At 65.2% G+C, this 14,767-nt stretch carries 18 protein-coding genes; 8 read left to right on the plus strand and 10 right to left on the minus strand.

Annotated elements, in window-relative coordinates; all coding sequences use genetic code 11:
* The first annotated feature begins 1 nt into the window (after nucleotide 1).
* Genes FOM02_RS18925 through FOM02_RS18935 form a run of 3 tightly spaced genes read left to right on the plus strand, consistent with a single transcriptional unit; the run spans nucleotide 2 to nucleotide 1,618 of the window.
* Nucleotides 2-364 carry a hypothetical protein gene (locus tag FOM02_RS18925; RefSeq protein ID WP_027557236.1) on the plus strand — a complete coding sequence of 121 codons (363 nt, stop codon included), beginning with the start codon at nucleotides 2-4 and terminating at the stop codon, nucleotides 362-364.
* On the plus strand, nucleotides 361-999 hold the full coding sequence (locus tag FOM02_RS18930) for a YjbE family putative metal transport protein (protein WP_027557237.1): 639 nt from the start codon (nucleotides 361-363) through the stop codon (nucleotides 997-999). The genes FOM02_RS18925 and FOM02_RS18930 overlap by 4 nt, the downstream gene beginning before the upstream one ends.
* A gap of 34 nt (nucleotides 1,000-1,033) precedes the next feature.
* The gene (locus tag FOM02_RS18935; protein WP_027557238.1) at nucleotides 1,034-1,618 is read left to right on the plus strand and encodes a TIGR00645 family protein; all 585 of its coding nucleotides are present in this window, start codon (nucleotides 1,034-1,036) and stop codon (nucleotides 1,616-1,618) included.
* A 34-nt stretch (nucleotides 1,619-1,652) separates the two neighbouring features.
* Here the strand turns inward: FOM02_RS18935 and FOM02_RS18940 are convergent, their stop codons facing one another.
* Both FOM02_RS18940 and FOM02_RS18945 read right to left on the minus strand, forming a co-directional pair.
* Nucleotides 1,653-2,213 carry a DUF2478 domain-containing protein gene (locus FOM02_RS18940; RefSeq protein WP_027557239.1) on the minus strand — a complete coding sequence of 187 codons (561 nt, stop codon included), beginning with the start codon at nucleotides 2,211-2,213 and terminating at the stop codon, nucleotides 1,653-1,655.
* A 68-nt stretch (nucleotides 2,214-2,281) separates the two neighbouring features.
* On the minus strand, nucleotides 2,282-3,691 hold the full coding sequence (locus tag FOM02_RS18945; RefSeq protein WP_027557240.1) for an aldehyde dehydrogenase family protein: 1,410 nt from the start codon (nucleotides 3,689-3,691) through the stop codon (nucleotides 2,282-2,284).
* A gap of 185 nt (nucleotides 3,692-3,876) precedes the next feature.
* Here FOM02_RS18945 and FOM02_RS18950 point away from each other — a divergent pair, with 185 nt between their 5' ends.
* A complete protein-coding gene (locus FOM02_RS18950) occupies nucleotides 3,877-4,254 on the plus strand; it encodes a hypothetical protein (protein ID WP_092216418.1) in 378 nt (125 codons plus the stop codon).
* Here FOM02_RS18950 and FOM02_RS18955 read toward each other — a convergent pair.
* The 4 genes from FOM02_RS18955 to FOM02_RS18970 all read right to left on the minus strand — a co-directional run bounded on the left by FOM02_RS18955 (nucleotide 4,251) and on the right by FOM02_RS18970 (nucleotide 7,428).
* Entirely contained in the window at nucleotides 4,251-5,132 is an 882-nt protein-coding gene (locus FOM02_RS18955; RefSeq protein WP_027557242.1) for a DMT family transporter, read from the minus strand. The genes FOM02_RS18950 and FOM02_RS18955 overlap by 4 nt on opposite strands.
* Nucleotides 5,133-5,202: 70 nt before the next feature.
* Complete coding sequence (locus tag FOM02_RS18960) at nucleotides 5,203-5,757, minus strand: TetR/AcrR family transcriptional regulator (protein WP_108914278.1); 555 nt, start codon at nucleotides 5,755-5,757, stop codon at nucleotides 5,203-5,205.
* Nucleotides 5,758-5,895: 138 nt separating this feature from the next.
* On the minus strand, nucleotides 5,896-6,270 hold the full coding sequence (locus FOM02_RS18965; protein ID WP_027557244.1) for a winged helix-turn-helix domain-containing protein: 375 nt from the start codon (nucleotides 6,268-6,270) through the stop codon (nucleotides 5,896-5,898).
* 75 nt (nucleotides 6,271-6,345) lie between these two features.
* Nucleotides 6,346-7,428, minus strand: a complete 1,083-nt coding sequence (locus FOM02_RS18970; protein ID WP_027557245.1) for a substrate-binding domain-containing protein — start codon at nucleotides 7,426-7,428, stop codon at nucleotides 6,346-6,348.
* 113 nt (nucleotides 7,429-7,541) lie between these two features.
* On the opposite strand from FOM02_RS18970, the gene FOM02_RS18975 reads away from it, so the two are divergent.
* A complete protein-coding gene (locus tag FOM02_RS18975) occupies nucleotides 7,542-9,026 on the plus strand; it encodes an aldehyde dehydrogenase family protein (protein WP_027557246.1) in 1,485 nt (494 codons plus the stop codon).
* Nucleotides 9,027-9,209: 183 nt separating this feature from the next.
* A complete protein-coding gene (locus FOM02_RS18980; protein ID WP_027557247.1) occupies nucleotides 9,210-9,473 on the plus strand; it encodes a hypothetical protein in 264 nt (87 codons plus the stop codon).
* Here the strand turns inward: FOM02_RS18980 and FOM02_RS18985 are convergent.
* The 3 genes from FOM02_RS18985 to FOM02_RS18995 form a co-directional block, all read right to left on the minus strand.
* On the minus strand, nucleotides 9,470-10,258 hold the full coding sequence (locus FOM02_RS18985) for a membrane protein (RefSeq protein WP_027557248.1): 789 nt from the start codon (nucleotides 10,256-10,258) through the stop codon (nucleotides 9,470-9,472). The genes FOM02_RS18980 and FOM02_RS18985 overlap by 4 nt on opposite strands.
* A gap of 74 nt (nucleotides 10,259-10,332) precedes the next feature.
* Nucleotides 10,333-10,671: a hypothetical protein gene (locus FOM02_RS18990; RefSeq protein WP_051378478.1), complete on the minus strand. Its 339-nt coding sequence runs from the start codon at nucleotides 10,669-10,671 to the stop codon at nucleotides 10,333-10,335.
* Nucleotides 10,672-10,791: 120 nt separating this feature from the next.
* The gene (locus tag FOM02_RS18995; RefSeq protein WP_027557249.1) at nucleotides 10,792-11,541 is read right to left on the minus strand and encodes a membrane protein; all 750 of its coding nucleotides are present in this window, start codon (nucleotides 11,539-11,541) and stop codon (nucleotides 10,792-10,794) included.
* A gap of 226 nt (nucleotides 11,542-11,767) precedes the next feature.
* Here FOM02_RS18995 and FOM02_RS19000 point away from each other — a divergent pair, with 226 nt between their 5' ends.
* On the plus strand, nucleotides 11,768-12,427 hold the full coding sequence (locus FOM02_RS19000; protein ID WP_027557250.1) for a response regulator transcription factor: 660 nt from the start codon (nucleotides 11,768-11,770) through the stop codon (nucleotides 12,425-12,427).
* Complete coding sequence (locus FOM02_RS19005; RefSeq protein ID WP_035729882.1) at nucleotides 12,424-13,734, plus strand: ATP-binding protein; 1,311 nt, start codon at nucleotides 12,424-12,426, stop codon at nucleotides 13,732-13,734. Before FOM02_RS19000 ends, FOM02_RS19005 begins: the two co-directional genes overlap by 4 nt.
* 4 nt (nucleotides 13,735-13,738) lie before the next feature.
* On the opposite strand, the gene FOM02_RS19010 is transcribed toward FOM02_RS19005, so the two are convergent.
* Entirely contained in the window at nucleotides 13,739-14,635 is an 897-nt protein-coding gene (locus tag FOM02_RS19010) for an alpha/beta fold hydrolase (protein ID WP_027557252.1), read from the minus strand.
* Between the last annotated feature and the right edge of the window lie 132 nt (nucleotides 14,636-14,767).

Here is a 14,767-nt window from a genome sequence, read left to right on the forward strand (position 1 = left end):
CATGAGCGCAGCTTCGGACGAGTCGACGACTGTAAACGAGGGCACCACCGGCCAGATGGCCGGCGGTGACCCGCGCCTCGACAAGCTCGTCCATCGCCTGCCGCCGCGCATGAGCGACACCGTCACCTATCTGCTCAAGCCGTCCAGCCGCTGGGTCAGGATTCCCTCGGGCGCGCTGCTCATCGTCGGCGGCGTGCTGTCGTTCCTGCCGATACTCGGCGTCTGGATGCTGCCGCTCGGCCTGGCGCTGCTTGCCGAAGACGTGCCTGCGCTGCGCTCCTCGCGCGCAAAGGTCCTGGATTGGGTCGAGCGGAAGAAGCCGCAATGGCTCGATCCCTCCGCATCGAAAAATGATCAATCATGACTGAATTCATCACTCCCGAAGCGCTGACCGCGCTGTTTCAAGTCGTCCTGATCGACCTCGTGCTCGCCGGCGACAATGCCGTCGTCATTGGCCTTGCCGCCGCCGGCCTCCCGGCCGCGCAGCGCCGGCGCGCCATCATCGTCGGCATCGTCGCCGCCACCGCGCTGCGGATCGTCTTTGCCGGCGTCGCGACCCAGCTGCTCCAGGTGATCGGCCTCCTGCTTGCCGGCGGCGTGCTGCTCTTGTGGGTGTGCTGGAAAATGTGGCGCGAGATTCGCGAGCAGGCCGCGCATGCGAACCAGCTCGCGTTCAGCCACGGCGGTAACGGTGGCACCGCAGATGTGCCGCGCAAAACCTTCGGGCAGGCGGCGTTGCAGATCGTCGCGGCAGACGTCTCGATGTCACTCGATAACGTGCTCGCCGTTGCCGGCGCCGCGCGCGAGCACCCCTACATCCTCGCCTTCGGCCTGCTGCTGTCGGTCGCGCTGATGGGCGTTGCCGCCGATTTGCTCGGCCGCGTGCTGCAGAAGCAGCGCTGGATCGCCTATGTCGGCCTCGCCATCATCGTTTACGTCGCCTTCGAGATGATCTATCGCGGCTCGCTCGAGCTTGCGCCGGTCATTGCGAGTCTCTAAGGCAAACCTTCTTGTCCGCAATCCGGAGTGATATATGACGTCCGAACGCAAAGCACCTTCGGCGCACGTCGTGCCGCAGCCGAAAATCGGCCCGTTCGCCCAGCTCATCTTCGGCTCGCGCTGGCTGCAGGTGCCGCTCTATGTCGGCCTCATCATCGCGCAGGGCGTCTACGTGCTGCTGTTCCTGAAGGAGCTCTGGCACCTCGTCGTGCATTCGTTCGACGCCAGCGAGCAGCAGATCATGCTGGTCGTGCTCGGGCTGATCGACGTCGTCATGATCTCGAACCTGCTGGTGATGGTGATCGTCGGCGGCTATGAGACCTTCGTCTCGCGCCTGAACCTGAACGGCCATCCCGACGAGCCGGAATGGCTGAGCCACGTCAATGCCAGCGTGCTCAAGATCAAGCTTGCGATGGCCATCATCGGCATCTCCTCGATCTCGCTGCTGCGGACCTTCATCGAGGCCGGCAATCTCGGCACCACGCGCAGCAATTTCACGGAAGGAGGCGTGATGTGGCAGGTCTTGATCCACCTGACCTTCATCATCTCCGCGATCGGCATCGCCTGGGTCGACCGTCTCAGCGAGAACGGGCACCGCAAGGAGGCGCGGCACGGCTGAGCGCCGGGCGATCAGGACGTCGGCGGACAGGTGTCTATTTGAGAATCTCGCAGACGGTCGGACGTGATCCGCCGTCCGGCTGCGCACCTACGGCCGTGACGCCCTGCCACCACGCCTCCAGCGCATCGCGGTCGCAGCCGAGCCTGACGCTCATGCCGCCGGCAAACTTGATCCAGTCGGCGAAATGGTCCCTGCCGACCGCGATCAGCACGGGAATGTCGGCATTGAGCGCGCGCTCGATCAGATAGGCCAGGCCCTTGCCGTCGCGCTCGCGCTTGCCGAAGCGATTGATGATGACGAGGTCGGCGCCGTGGGCGAGGGCATCGGCGATACGTTCGCCGGCGTTCTGAAGGCGCGCAAGATCAAGACGGCAGCCTTGCGCGGCCGGATCGAAATCCTGGGCGAGCAAGAGTTTCTCGCCGCTGTGGAGCAGCACCGCCGAGAGACTGGAGTCCGCGCATTGTCCGGCCTGCACCATGCCGACGACGCGGCGGCCATGCGCTCTCAAATCCGCGGCGAAGTTGCGCAGGACGGCGTCGGGATCCTGATGCTTCTCGTAGACGAGGGCGCCGAGGTCGCATTGCGCATCGAACATGGTCGGCCTCCGTTTCCAGTACGAATTAAGAGGGGCCGCGGCGGTTCCGCCGCGGCCCGATTTTCAGCTTAAGCCGCCGGCGGGCCGTTGATGATCTGGAGCTGGGTGAATTCGGCGAGGCCTTCCTCGGCGAATTCGGTGCCAATGCCCGACTGCTTGGCGCCGCCGAACGGGATGTGCGGGGCCATGTCGAGATGCTTGTTGATCCAGACCGTGCCGGACTCGAGCTGGGTCGCCACCTCATGCGCGCGCTTGATGTCGGACGACCAGACCGAGGCGCCGAGGCCGTAGGTGGTGGCATTGGCGCGGCGGATCACGTCGTCCTTGTCGGAATATTTGATCAGCGGCAGCACCGGGCCGAACTGCTCCTCGTCGACCAGCTTCGAGCCCTCCTTGATGTCGCGCACGATGGTCGGCTCGATGAAATAGCCGGGGCGGTTCATCGCGGCACCGCCAGCCACCACCTTGCCGTTCTTGTGCGCGTCCTCGAGGAACGCCTTCACCTTCTCGTACTGCATCTTGTTCTGGAGAGGCCCGAGCTTGGTGCCCTGCTTGGAGCCGTCGTCGACCACCGTGTTCTTGGCGATCGCGACCAGTTCGTTGCAAAGCTCGTCATAGACGGATTCGTGCACATAGAGCCGCTTGATGGCGAGGCAGACTTGCCCGGAATTCTGGAACGCGCCTTCAAAAATGCCGGGCGCGACCTTCTTCGGGTCGACGTCGTCGAGCACGATGCCGGCATCGTTGCCGCCGAGCTCGAGCGTGATGCGCTTGAGTGTCTGTGCCGCGCTCGCCATCACCTTCTGCCCCGTCGCGGTGGACCCGGTGAAGGAGATTTTGCGGATATCTGGGTGCTTGGTCATCTCGCCGCCGAGATCATTGGCGTCGGTGATGAAGTTGAGCACGCCCTTCGGCACCACATCCTTGATCAGCGCGGCAAAGCGCAGCGTCGCCAGCGGCGTGGTCGGCGCCGGCTTGACCACCAGCGTGTTGCCGGCGAGCAGCGCGGAGGGAAGCTTGAAGGCGAGGATCAGCAGCGGATAGTTCCAGGGGATGATGGCGCCGACGACGCCGAGCGGACGGCGATAGGCCTCGACCTTGCGGTCGCCGGAATTCTCGATCACCTTCATCGGTAGTTCGAGCGAGCCGAGATAGCGGAAGAAGGCGGCCATGCCGAGCACTTCGCCGGTGGCATCCGCCAGCGGCTTGCCTTGTTCTGAGGTGAGCAGGCGCGCGAGCTCGCCCGAATTGGCCTCGATCACATCGGCCATCCCGATCACGACCTTGCGGCGATCTTCCATCGGCGTCGCGGCCCAGGCGGGGTAGGCGGCCTTCGCGGCGGCCACGGCCGCGTCCAACTGGGACTTGGAGGCGCGCGGGCACTCGGCCAGCACCTCTTCGGTCGCGGGATTGAGAACCGGCATGGTCATGTCGCCGGGCACCATCTTGCCGTCGATGAGAAGATTGAAGTCACTCATTGGCTTTGCGCTCCCTTGCAGAAACGGGCCGTTCGGGGCCTCGTTATATCGAACTATATATCACGCTTGCGCCTGACCGGCCATGGCAGCGGGCTCGATCAATTCCAGAAAAAGCGGGCTGGACGCGGGTGGACTTATCGATATATCGTGATGGATATAGCGAAGTGCGCTTTTCGGGACTGGCGATGGAAATCAAGGTGAGGCAGCTCACGACCTGCGCGGTGGCGGCTGACGGCGGCGCGATCTCGCTGGGCTTCGAGGACGTGACGGGCAATCCCGCAGCCGTCAGCGTCTCGCTCAACCAGGTCGGCGCGCTGATCATGACCCTGCCGGGACTGCTGGAGGCGGCGCTGAAGGCCCGCTACGGCGACCAGAGCCTGCGCTACGCCTATCCGCTGGCCTCCTGGGCGATCGAGCAGTCGACCGATACGACCCAGCGCATCATCACGCTCCAGACCGAGGACGGTTTCAAGGTCCGCTTCTCGATCCCCAGGGACGAGCAGAGCCTGCTCGGCGAAGCCCTGACCCAGCCGATGCCGGAAATGTCGGTGCGACCGAACTAGGTCACGGACTCGGTCCCGCGCCGCAGAGCAGACTGCGTGCCCGGTCTGATTTGCGTAATTGCCACGCCGGAGATTGCGAGCAGCGCACCTGCAATCAACTTCGGGGTCAGACGCTCGCCGAGGAACGCCACGCTCGACATCAAGGCGAACACCGGGAGCAGCAGGCCGAAGGGGGCGACGCGGCTCATGGAGCAGCGCGCGATCAGCCAGAACCAGAGGCCAAAGCCGGCAACTCCTCCGATGACGATCGTGTAGGCGAGGGCCAGCCAGCCGCGTTCATCCGCCGTGACGAGGCTCGCCAGCTGCCCATGTTCAAGCAGCAGCGACATCAACACGACCTGCGGCACCGTGAGCAACGACGACCAGCCCATCAGCATGAACGGATCGAAGGGGCCGTGGCGTTTGGTCAGGACGTTGGACACCGCAAAGGAGAAGGCCGCTCCGACTACAAGCAGCAGCGGAAGCGCGTTTGCCGATGGCCCCGCTCCCAGCACGACGACGCCAATGAAGGCAAGCGCCACTCCGGCGGACGTGGTGGGGGACGGCCTCTCGCCGAGAAGCGGCCAGGCCAGCAAGACGGTGAAGGGCGTGGCGAGTTGATAGGCGACAGCCGACAGGCTTCCCGAGCCAAGCCCGAGGCCGACATAGAAGAGCCCGAAGTTTAGTCCGCCGAGGAAGAGCGAGATCGCCGCGACGGGGCCGAGTTGTCGGCGCGTCGGCCGCGCGACGAACGGGACGAGCAGCACCGCGATGACCAGGAAGCGCAGCGCGAGGAAGAAGAGCGGCGGAAACTGCGTCACGCCCACCTTGATGACGACGAACTGATAACCCCAGAGCAGGGGAACGAAGATCGCGCAGACAATCTGGATGGCAGTCATGGCAATCTTCCTTTCAAGACCGTTTAGTCCAAATATGAGCGCGCCACGGGCGAAGGCGTCCATGAGGTCGTTACCTGATGAAACGGTCGAGGAGCGCGTCGGCGGTGGCTTGCGACGTTGCGCGGGCAGGCGCCGTCTTGCCGACCACGCGCAGTCCCTCGACGAAACAGACGAGAATCTTGGCGGCGCTCGAGGGCTCGACACCATCGGCGAGCCTGTGGGCCGTCTTCGCGCGGGACAGTGCCTCCGCGACCCTTGTCTCCATCGCCTTGAAGAAGCCCGCAACGCGACGGCCGACTTCGGCATCCTCGCCGGCCAGCTCCATAGCCGTCGCCACCAGCAGGCATCCGCGGCGCCCCTTCGCGCCGCTGGTGCGGTCAACATAGCCGGCGAGATAGGCCCTGAGACCGTCGACCGGTTCTCCGGCGAGCTCAACATCCATCCGCGTCACGGCGTCGGCGATGTAGCGATCGAGCGCGCGCAGGAAGAGCGAGTGCTTGTCACCGAAAGCGGCGTAAAGGCTGCCGCGCGAGAGCTTCGTCGCACGAAGCAGGTCCGGCAGCGCCGTGGCGTGATAGCCGCGCGACCAGAACACCTCCATCGCGCGTTCGACGGCGGCGTCCATGTCGAAGCTTCGGGGGCGGCCACGGGACGGCTGCGATCGCGCTTGGGTGTTCATTTGCCGATATATAGACCGATCGGTCGTTAAATCGCAAGTGGCCGCCCGAGGCTACGGACGGCCGGTTCCTGTCGGAAACCGCGTTCAGGACTTGCGCGGACGGCTGATGTCGCTCCGGAGCGCTTCCAGCTCCTTGTGGACGGCGCGCGCGGCGTCGCGCTCGATCTTGCGGTAGCGCGCGACGAGCTTTTCGCCGAAGGGTGTCAGCATCGCGCCGCCGCCGTTCTTGCCGCCGGCCTGAGGCTCGACCACGGCATGGCCGCAGATGCGGTTGATCTCGTCGACGAGATCCCATGCGCGTTTGTAGGACATGTCCATGGCCCGGCCGGCCGCCGAGATCGAGCCCTGCTCGCGGATCTGCTCCAATAGCTCGATCTTGCCGGGCCCGATCCGATCCTGGCCGTCGAGGTCGATGCGAAGGCTCAGTTGAGGAAGCGATTTGGCGCTTGCGCGCGGCATGACGGGGTCTCTGATGATTGCAGCGCAGATTGCCACTCTTGCCCGCCGCCGACAAGGCGAGCGCGGCAGGCCGTATCACCGCACGGCGTGCATCTCCAGAAACGCCTTCACGCCGGTGACGTTGCCGGTATCGGACGGCACGTAGCCGGGCAGGGTGGCGATGGCGGCGCGGAAATCGGCGCTGCGGATGATTTCGAGGATGCGCTGCATCGGCGCGGTATCGAGGAAGGCGCGCTTGCAGACGAAGAAATAATCCTCGGTGAGGATGCGGATGAAATCGAGGCCGAAATGCCGCGCGGCGGCCTCGACGCCGAAGCTCGCGTCCGCCATGCCGCTCGCGACATAGGCGGCAACCGCGGCGTGGGTGAACTCGATCTGCTGCGCGCCGTTGATCCTGCTCTCGTCGATGCCGTTTGCGGCGAGCAACTGGTCGAACAACAGGCGCGTGCCGGAATCGTGGTCGCGGTTGACGAAGCGGACATTTGGTTTGGTCAGGTCGTGAAGCGAGGCGATCCGCAGCGGATTGCCGCGCGCGACCATCAGGCCCATCTCACGCGTCACAAAACTGATGATGCGGTCCTCGCGCGGATCGAGCCATTCGCGCGCCGCCTTGATCCCTTGGGCGCGGAGCGCGCCGTGCGGCAGATGCAGGCCGGAGAGGTCGCACGCGCCTTGCGCCAGCGAGACCAGCGAATGCTGGTTGCTGACATAGCGCAGATCGACGCCGATGCCGGGCTCGCGGTCGAGGAATTCGCGCAGCTTTGCCACCGCAAAGCCGTGGCTCGCATGCACGCGGATCACGGAGGGGCGCTGCTCGAGGAACGGCTTGATCTCGCTGGCGAGCTCCTGCGCGAGGTTGTCGAGCTGCGGGCCAAGCCGCGCCTGCATGCGCTCGCCGGCCCACACCAGCCGCTCACCGAACGGCGTGAGTTTCGAGCCTTTGCCGCGCTGGGTCTCGACCAAGGGCGTGCCGAAGAACTCCGACCATTGCTCGATCAGATTCCAGACATGCCGGTAGGACAGGTGCGCGTCGCTCGCCGCACTCGTGATCTTTCCGGTCTTCCGGATCTCGTTGAGCACGCCGAGCATGACGACGGCGGTGCGCGGGCTGCCCTCGCGGCGAAACCGCCAGACGGCCTCGATCTCGATCTGAAGCATCTGACATCCTTATGAACTGCGCTTCATATGTGGGGCGTCCATTTGCAGAAGATATCATATTTACTACCGCAAGCACGCGCCTAGTCTGGTATACCAGATCAGGAGGAAATATGATGTCTGTTGCATATGACTTTGCGCATTCGCCGGCCACCGAGTTCATGGCGCGGCCGCAGCATCTGCTCATCGACGGCCGCCGCGTTCCCGCCGCCTCCGGCCGTAGCTTCAAATCCCTCAATCCCGCCACCGGGCAGGTGATCGCCATCATCGCCGAGGGCGGCGAGGCCGATGTCGAGCATGCAGTCGCGGCTGCCCGCCGCGCCTTCGAAGGCCCGTGGCGGACGATGCGCGCCTCCGAGCGTGGTCAGATCCTGCTGCGCTGGGCGGACCTGCTCAAGCGCAACGCCGAAGAGATCATCGAGCTGGAGTCGATTGATGCCGGCAAGCCGATCTCCGCGACGATGCGCCAGGACTTTCCGGCCGCGGTCGACACGCTGATCTATTACGCCGGCTGGGCCGACAAGATCAGCGGCGATGTCGTGCCGGTGCGCGACGATGCCCTGACCTACACCATGCGCGAGCCGGTCGGCGTGGTCGCGGCGATCGTGCCGTGGAATTTCCCGCTGATGATCGGAATGTGGAAGCTCGCCCCCGCGCTGGCCTGCGGCTGCACCGTGGTGATGAAGCCGGCCGAGCTGACTTCGCTGTCGGCGCTGCGCATCGCCGAGCTCGCGCTCGAAGCCGGCCTGCCGGCGGGCGTCTTCAACGTCGTCACGGGTCCCGGCCGCGTCGTCGGCGACGCGCTGGTCAATCACCCTGATGTCGACAAGGTCACCTTCACCGGCTCGCCTGGCGTGGGCCGCGGAATCATGAAAGGCGCGGCGAGCAACTTCAAGCGCGTCTCGCTCGAGCTCGGCGGCAAGTCGGCCAATGTCATCTTCGACGACGCTGATCTGGAAGCAGCCTCCAAGGCCGCGGCCTCCGGCATCTTCTTCAATGCCGGCCAGGTCTGCTCGGCCGGCTCCCGCGTGCTGGTGCAGGAGAGGGCCTATGACGAGGTCGTCGAGCGGCTCGCGGCGCGCGCGAAGTCGATCAAGATCGGCGATCCGCTCGACGGCAAGACGGCGCTTGGTCCCGTGATCTCCGAGAAGCAGATGAAGTCGATCCTCGACTATGTCGACATCGGCCGCAAGGAAGGCGCGAGGCTCGTCACCGGCGGCGAGAAGGTTGGCGAGCGCGGCTATTTCATCAGCCCCACCGTGTTCGCCGATGTCGCGCACGAGATGCGGATCTCGCAGGAGGAGATCTTCGGCCCCGTCGTCAGCGTCATCAAGTTCACCGACGAGGCCGATGCTTTACGGATCGCTAACGGCACGGCCTACAGCCTCGCCGCCGGCGTCTGGAGCCGCGACATCGGCAGGCTCCAACGCTTCGCCAAGCGGGCGCGGGCGGGCACGGTCTGGATGAATACCTATGGCTATACCGACGTGCGCCTGCCCTGGGGCGGCGAGCGCGACTCCGGCCTCGGCCGCGAGCACGGCACCGCCGCGATCGACAATTTCACCGAGCCCAAGGCTGTCTGGATGAATCTGGCCGTCTGAAGACCTCCCGATCGGCCAATCCTGAGCCCGCCTGATCCGGTCAGGCGGGCTCGTTTTTGAGATCGATAAAATTGTCTGCAATCCCGTCAGCGGCGGCAAACCCTGCGGGCAAGAAGGCCTCTGCCTTAAACCTCGGCTTTGGAACCGGCGTGCATCCTCACCGCAAAAGGCTGGGGCATTGTCATGTCAATTTTCAAGGAGATCGTCGCGGCGGTCGCGGGAGTCTACGCGCTCCTGTTCGTCTGCGACGCATTGTTCGGCGTCGGCGAGACGCGCTTCGACGACAACTATTACAGCGCCAGCTTCTACGCGCCGAAGCCGAAGGAGTTTCGCTTCGCGAGCGACACGCCGCCGGCGGTGCGTGTCAGCGAAGCGTTCGCGCAGTTTGCGCCGAGCGAGGCAAAACCGGCCAAGCGTTACTCGTCGCTGACGACGATCATCCGCTAGGCGCGCTCGGCTGCATGATCTCCGGGATGCTGTCCCGCGCGTTGCGGGATCAGCAGCAGGCAGACCAGCATGAAGGCAGCGATCACAGCCGAGGCCATCGGCCGGCTCAGCGCCAAGCCGCCATGATCGAGCGGCTTGTCCAGGAAATCGCCGACCGTGGCGCCCAGCGGTCGCGTCAGGATGAAGGCGGCCCAGAACAGCGTCACGCGCGAGACGCGGGTCCAGACATAGAGCGCTGCGATGACTGCAAGCCCGGCCGCAAAGATCAGCGCGCCGCCGCGATAGCCCATGTCGCCGGTGTCGGCGATCCAGTCGCCGAGCGCGGTGCCGAGCGTCTGCGAAAAAGTGATCGCGCCCCAATAGAAGGCCTCGACCCTCGGCGTGCTGACGCTGTTGACCGAGATCGTTCCCTCGGCGCGATACCATACGCCAAGCACCAGCATGAGGCAGGTGAGGAGCAGCGTCGATCCGCCCGTGTATCCGATGCCGAGCGAGCGGTCGGCGAAGTCGGCCATGGTCGTGCCGAAGGTGGTCGAGGCGACGATGGTGGCCCAATACAGGGCCGGGTGGAATTTATCTGCGCGGATTTGTGCTGCAACCAGACCGATCATGACCGCCAGGAACAGGCAGGTTCCTGCGAGATAGCCCCAGTTCAACGTCATCGTGACGGTGTCGCCGCCAGTCTCGCCCAGCGTCGTGGCCGCGATCTTGATGATCCAGAAGCCGAGCGTGACTGCGGGGACCTTGCTCTCGTTGGCGGCACCGCTCTTCCAAGAATCCTGCATGCTATCCTCCTTGTTGCGTCAGCCGGGGATTCCGCCCGCGGCTGACGCGTCCGATTGATGGGTCGGAAGCGGCATCAGGCCTTGGCGACGCCATCCATCACCGCGAGCAGCTCTGTGATTGCCTGCTTGCATTTCGCGGCATCCGGCGATCCCGCGCGCAGCGCCTCCAGCGCGCGATCGATCGCCTTGTCGACCGTGTGCCAGTCGGCAGCCGCGCGCGGTTTCAGTCCAGCTTCGGCTTCGTCCCATTTGGTCTCGAGGTCCTTGATGCGCGTCTTGGCGCCGGGCAGGTCGCCCTTGTCGATCAGTGCTGCGACGTCGACCACGATGGTCCGGAACGGCGTGAGATCGCCGAGCTTGGCGGTCGCGGCCTCCACGAGCGGCACGAAGGTGAAGTGCTGGCTCGCGTGCATGTTTGGCTCGCCGGTGAAAGTTGTGAGCAGGCAGACGGCGACGGCGGGAATAAGCTTCATCATGTCGTTCTCCAGTTGGCTCCTGCTTCTGTGCAGGCAGTTTTGAAGTCGTGATTGGGATTACTGCGCGGGATCGACGCGGCGCGCGCCGTCGCCTTCGAACGTCACCCAGGCGACGAGGCCGACGATCACGGTCAGGAAGACGATGCTGGTCTGGATCGTGCCGAGGCCAATGCCGCCATATTCGCGCGCCTGCGACAGCAGATCGCCGAGCGAGGCGCCGAGCGGGCGCGTCAGGATGTAGGCGAGCCAGAAGGTGAGGACGGAATTGGCGCCGACGGCGTAGGCCAGTGCCGCTGCCACGATCAGCGCGCCGAAGGCGACGACGCCGAGCTGGAAGCCAAGCCCGAGCGCTTCCGTCGCGAGATCGCCGGCGGCGGTGCCGAGTGCGAAGGTGAACAGGATCGCCGTCCAGTAGAACAGCTCGCGCCGCGTGGTGACGATGCTGTGGATCGACAGGGTGCGCTCGGCGCGGTACCAGACCGCGAAAGTCGCCGCGAGCGCAACGGCGAACGCCGCGGTGCTGATGTAAAGGCTGATATCGAGCTTGTCGGTCAGCAGGTCCGTGAGCTGGGTGCCGACGATGCTGACGAGGACGACGGTGAGCCAGTAGATCCAGGGTACATAAAGACGGCGGCTCAGTTGCAGCAGCAGGGCGGCCACCAGCAGGCCGGTCATGCAGATTGCGGTCAGGCCGGCGCCGAGGCCGACATGGACCGCGAGATAGTCGGCGCCGGTCTCGCCGACCGTGGTCGACAGGATCTTGATGATCCAGAAGATCGCGGTGACCTCCGGAACCTTGTTCAGCATCCGTCTTGCGCCAAACCCTGAATATTGCGACACGCCCAAATCTCCCGAAGCCGAAGCGATGTCTGACCGTGGCGCCGGGGACTTAGGCCCGACTTAGGGACGGGAAATTTCCTGATCGGGCGGCCTTCGCCGCAATTTGGGCCGGCTGGCGCTCGCTAACTCTGCGCTAAGTCGGGCTGGCCATGATTTGAGGCCGGATGGTTCGGCGGCAATTCGAGGATCGAGTTTGCGGGTTCTGCTGATCGAGGACGACAGAATGGTTGGCGCCGCCGTCGAACAGGCGCTGAAGGATGCTGCCTACGCGGTCGACTGGGTCAGGGACGGCGAGACCGCGCTGCTTGCCGCGAAGAACGAATCCTACGAAGTGCTGCTGCTCGATCTCGGCCTGCCGAACGTCGATGGCCGCGACATCCTGCGCCGGCTGCGCTCTGACGGTCGCAAGCTCCCGATCATCATCGTGACGGCGCGCGATGCCATCGACGACAGGATCGAGGGTCTAGATCTCGGCGCGGACGATTACATCATCAAGCCGTTCGAGATCCGCGAATTGCTGGCGCGGATGCGTGCGGTCACGCGCCGCGAGGCCAGCGGTTCGCCGGCGCAGCTCGGCAATGGCAAGCTCAGCCTCGATCCCGCGAGTCGCGAGGCGTCGTTTCTGACGAAATCCGCGGTGCTCACCGCGCGCGAATTCGCGCTGCTGCAGGCGCTGCTGTCGCGGCCCGGCGCGATCCTGTCACGCGGCGAGCTGGAGCGGCAAATCTACGGCTGGAACGAGGAGGTTGCGAGCAACGCGATCGAGTTCCTGATCCATGCGGTGCGCAGGAAGCTTGGGGCCGACGCTATCCGCAACGTGCGTGGTGTCGGCTGGATGGTGGACCGGCCATGATCAAATCCCTGCGGGGCCGTCTCTTTGCCGGCCTTACCGCGATCATCCTGCTGACGGGACTCATCGGCGGCCTGTTCGCTCATCATTGGGCCTTCAACGAGGCCATCGAAATGCAGGATTCCGTCCTGATCCAGATCGCGAGCCTCGTGCAGGCGGGCAGCCTTACCGGCGGTCGCGAGCTGCACGGGGTGGACGAGGATGCCGAGGTCTGGCTGATCGACCAGGCCGCAACGCCGCAGGCTTCCGGCGATGAGGCGAGGCTGTGGAGCGTGAAGGACGGCCTCGCGCTGGCGACGCGAAAGGGGCAGCCGATCCGCGTGCTGCTGCGGACGCGGCCTGACGGAACAAGGTTCGCGGTGGCGCAGCGCACGTCCGTGCGTGACGAGATCGCGAGCGACATGGCGTTCCGCACCGTATTGCCGATTGCGGCACTCATCCCCTGCCTGCTGCTGGTCACGGCCATCGTCGTCGCGCGCTCGCTGCGGCCGATGGTGCGCCTTGCCGATGATCTCGACGGACGGCGCGCCGATGACATGACGCTGCTGCCGGCCGGGCAGATGCCGAGCGAGCTGCATCCCTTCATCGCCTCGATCAACGGGCTGTTGCAGCGGGTGGGTCTGCTGATGGATCAGCAGCGGCGCTTCGTTGCCGACGCCGCGCACGAACTGCGCACGCCGATCACGGCGCTGAGCTTACAGGCGGAGAATCTCGACGCGGTCGATCTGCCGGCGAATGCGCGCGGTCGTGTCGTGGCCCTCCGGCAGGGTATTGGCAGGACCAGGCATCTGCTCGACCAGTTGCTTGCCCTCGCGAGACAGGATGCGGGTCAGGATGACACCAGGGCAATGCCCGTCGTGAAGCTGGACGATGTCGCGAAGGAGGTCGTCGCCGACCTTCTGCCCGAGGCGACCGGCCGCGGCGTCGATCTTGGTTTTGCGCGCCTCGAACCTGCATTGGTCCGCGGTGAAGCGGTGATACTTGCGGCGGTGGTCCGTAACCTGCTCGACAACGCGCTCCGTTTCACCCCGCAGGGTGGACGGATCGATACATGTGTCTATCGCGACGGCGATGCTGCACTCCTCCAGATCGAGGATAGCGGGCCTGGCGTTGCTTCCGCGGAACTCGGCCGCATCTTCGATCCGTTCTTCCGCGGACAGCGCCCGGCAGGGGATGGCGCGGGCCTTGGCCTCTCGATCGTCAAGCGAATCGTCGACCGCCTGGAGGGGACAATTGAAGCCGTGAACCTTGCCGAGGGCGGCCGAAGCGGTTTGCGGGTCCTGGTCAAGCTGCCTGGAGCGGACGCCTGAAGCCTCACTCGCCCTGGATCCATTCCGCCACCCCGCGCCACAGCGTGTCGCGGTGGTCGGGGCGGAAGAAGCCGAAATGGCCGATGCCCTTGGCGCCGACGTCTGACGGTTTTACGGTCAACACTTCCGGCTTGATCGCGGTGAATCCGCCTGTGAGCAGCTCGACCGCGGGCCGCGTCGCCCAGGGATCGTCGGAGAAGCAGAGCGCGCGCAGCTCGCCCTTGAATTTCGCAAAATTCTCCAACGCCGGCAGCTTTGAATCGAACAGATAGCGCGGGCTCGAGACCCATTCGGCCCATTGCAGGAAGACGCCCTTGGGCAGGTCCTCGCCGACGCCGGCCCAGCCCGGCGCATAGCCGAACGCGTGGGCCAGCGGCACGCCGACGAAATTCATGAAGGCGAAGACGCGGTATTTCTCCGGCGAGGTCATCAGCCGCCAGGTCGCGGCCTGCGAGGCCACGAAGGCCGCGCGCGAAATCTCGCTGTTGTTCGCGATCAGCCCAAGCGCCTGGCCGCCGAAGGAGTGGCCGACATAGGCGAGCGGCATGGTGTGATAGCGCTCGCGCATCCAGCGCACCGCGGCGGTGACGTCGAGCGCCGCCCAATCCGACATCGAGGCCTTGAAGCCGACCAGCGATTTCGGCTGGTTGTAGCCGACCATCGCCGGCAGGCGGGAGCCGCCGATGCCGCGGTAGTCGTAAGTCAGTACCGCGCAGCCGCGATGGGCGAGATAGGAGGCAAAGCCGCGATAGATCTTGCGCGGCACGGCGGTGGCCGAATTGATCAGGACGGCGTGGCGCTTGGCGCCGCGCGGCAGGAACAGGGTGCCGGCCAGCGCATACCCGTCGGTCGCCGGGAAGCTGATCTCGTCGATGAAAACGTCGTCCAGTGCCGCGTCCATGGGCGGGAGGTGTCTTGCCGGTTTCGTCGCGTTCCCTAGCAAATGCGAATTCGGCTTTGCCCGCAAGGGTTTGCAATGCGAAATGGATTTACAACTGGCGATGTCGTGCCAGCCTGTGTATAAGGCGGCCCT

This window comes from Bradyrhizobium sp. SEMIA (genome assembly GCF_014844175.1).
Classification (GTDB): domain Bacteria; phylum Pseudomonadota; class Alphaproteobacteria; order Rhizobiales; family Xanthobacteraceae; genus Bradyrhizobium; species Bradyrhizobium arachidis.

What these genes read in the sequence shown, in the direction of transcription:
- FOM02_RS18960 (WP_108914278.1), bottom strand. Translation starts at nt 5,757, where the DNA reads ATGGACGCCGCCGTCGAACGCGCGATGGAGGTGTTCTGGTCGCGCGGC.
- FOM02_RS18975 (WP_027557246.1), top strand. Translation starts at nt 7,542, where the DNA reads ATGTCTGTTGCATATGACTTTGCGCATTCGCCGGCCACCGAGTTCATG.
- FOM02_RS18935 (WP_027557238.1), top strand. Translation starts at nt 1,034, where the DNA reads ATGACGTCCGAACGCAAAGCACCTTCGGCGCACGTCGTGCCGCAGCCG.
- FOM02_RS18925 (WP_027557236.1), top strand. Translation starts at nt 2, where the DNA reads ATGAGCGCAGCTTCGGACGAGTCGACGACTGTAAACGAGGGCACCACC.
- FOM02_RS18950 (WP_092216418.1), top strand. Translation starts at nt 3,877, where the DNA reads ATGGAAATCAAGGTGAGGCAGCTCACGACCTGCGCGGTGGCGGCTGAC.
- FOM02_RS18940 (WP_027557239.1), bottom strand. Translation starts at nt 2,213, where the DNA reads ATGTTCGATGCGCAATGCGACCTCGGCGCCCTCGTCTACGAGAAGCAT.
- FOM02_RS18990 (WP_051378478.1), bottom strand. Translation starts at nt 10,671, where the DNA reads ATGCACGCGAGCCAGCACTTCACCTTCGTGCCGCTCGTGGAGGCCGCG.
- FOM02_RS18985 (WP_027557248.1), bottom strand. Translation starts at nt 10,258, where the DNA reads ATGCAGGATTCTTGGAAGAGCGGTGCCGCCAACGAGAGCAAGGTCCCC.
- FOM02_RS18955 (WP_027557242.1), bottom strand. Translation starts at nt 5,132, where the DNA reads ATGACTGCCATCCAGATTGTCTGCGCGATCTTCGTTCCCCTGCTCTGG.
- FOM02_RS18970 (WP_027557245.1), bottom strand. Translation starts at nt 7,428, where the DNA reads ATGCTTCAGATCGAGATCGAGGCCGTCTGGCGGTTTCGCCGCGAGGGC.
- FOM02_RS18945 (WP_027557240.1), bottom strand. Translation starts at nt 3,691, where the DNA reads ATGAGTGACTTCAATCTTCTCATCGACGGCAAGATGGTGCCCGGCGAC.
- FOM02_RS18930 (WP_027557237.1), top strand. Translation starts at nt 361, where the DNA reads ATGACTGAATTCATCACTCCCGAAGCGCTGACCGCGCTGTTTCAAGTC.
- FOM02_RS18965 (WP_027557244.1), bottom strand. Translation starts at nt 6,270, where the DNA reads ATGCCGCGCGCAAGCGCCAAATCGCTTCCTCAACTGAGCCTTCGCATC.
- FOM02_RS19005 (WP_035729882.1), top strand. Translation starts at nt 12,424, where the DNA reads ATGATCAAATCCCTGCGGGGCCGTCTCTTTGCCGGCCTTACCGCGATC.
- FOM02_RS19010 (WP_027557252.1), bottom strand. Translation starts at nt 14,635, where the DNA reads ATGGACGCGGCACTGGACGACGTTTTCATCGACGAGATCAGCTTCCCG.
- FOM02_RS18995 (WP_027557249.1), bottom strand. Translation starts at nt 11,541, where the DNA reads ATGCTGAACAAGGTTCCGGAGGTCACCGCGATCTTCTGGATCATCAAG.
- FOM02_RS18980 (WP_027557247.1), top strand. Translation starts at nt 9,210, where the DNA reads ATGTCAATTTTCAAGGAGATCGTCGCGGCGGTCGCGGGAGTCTACGCG.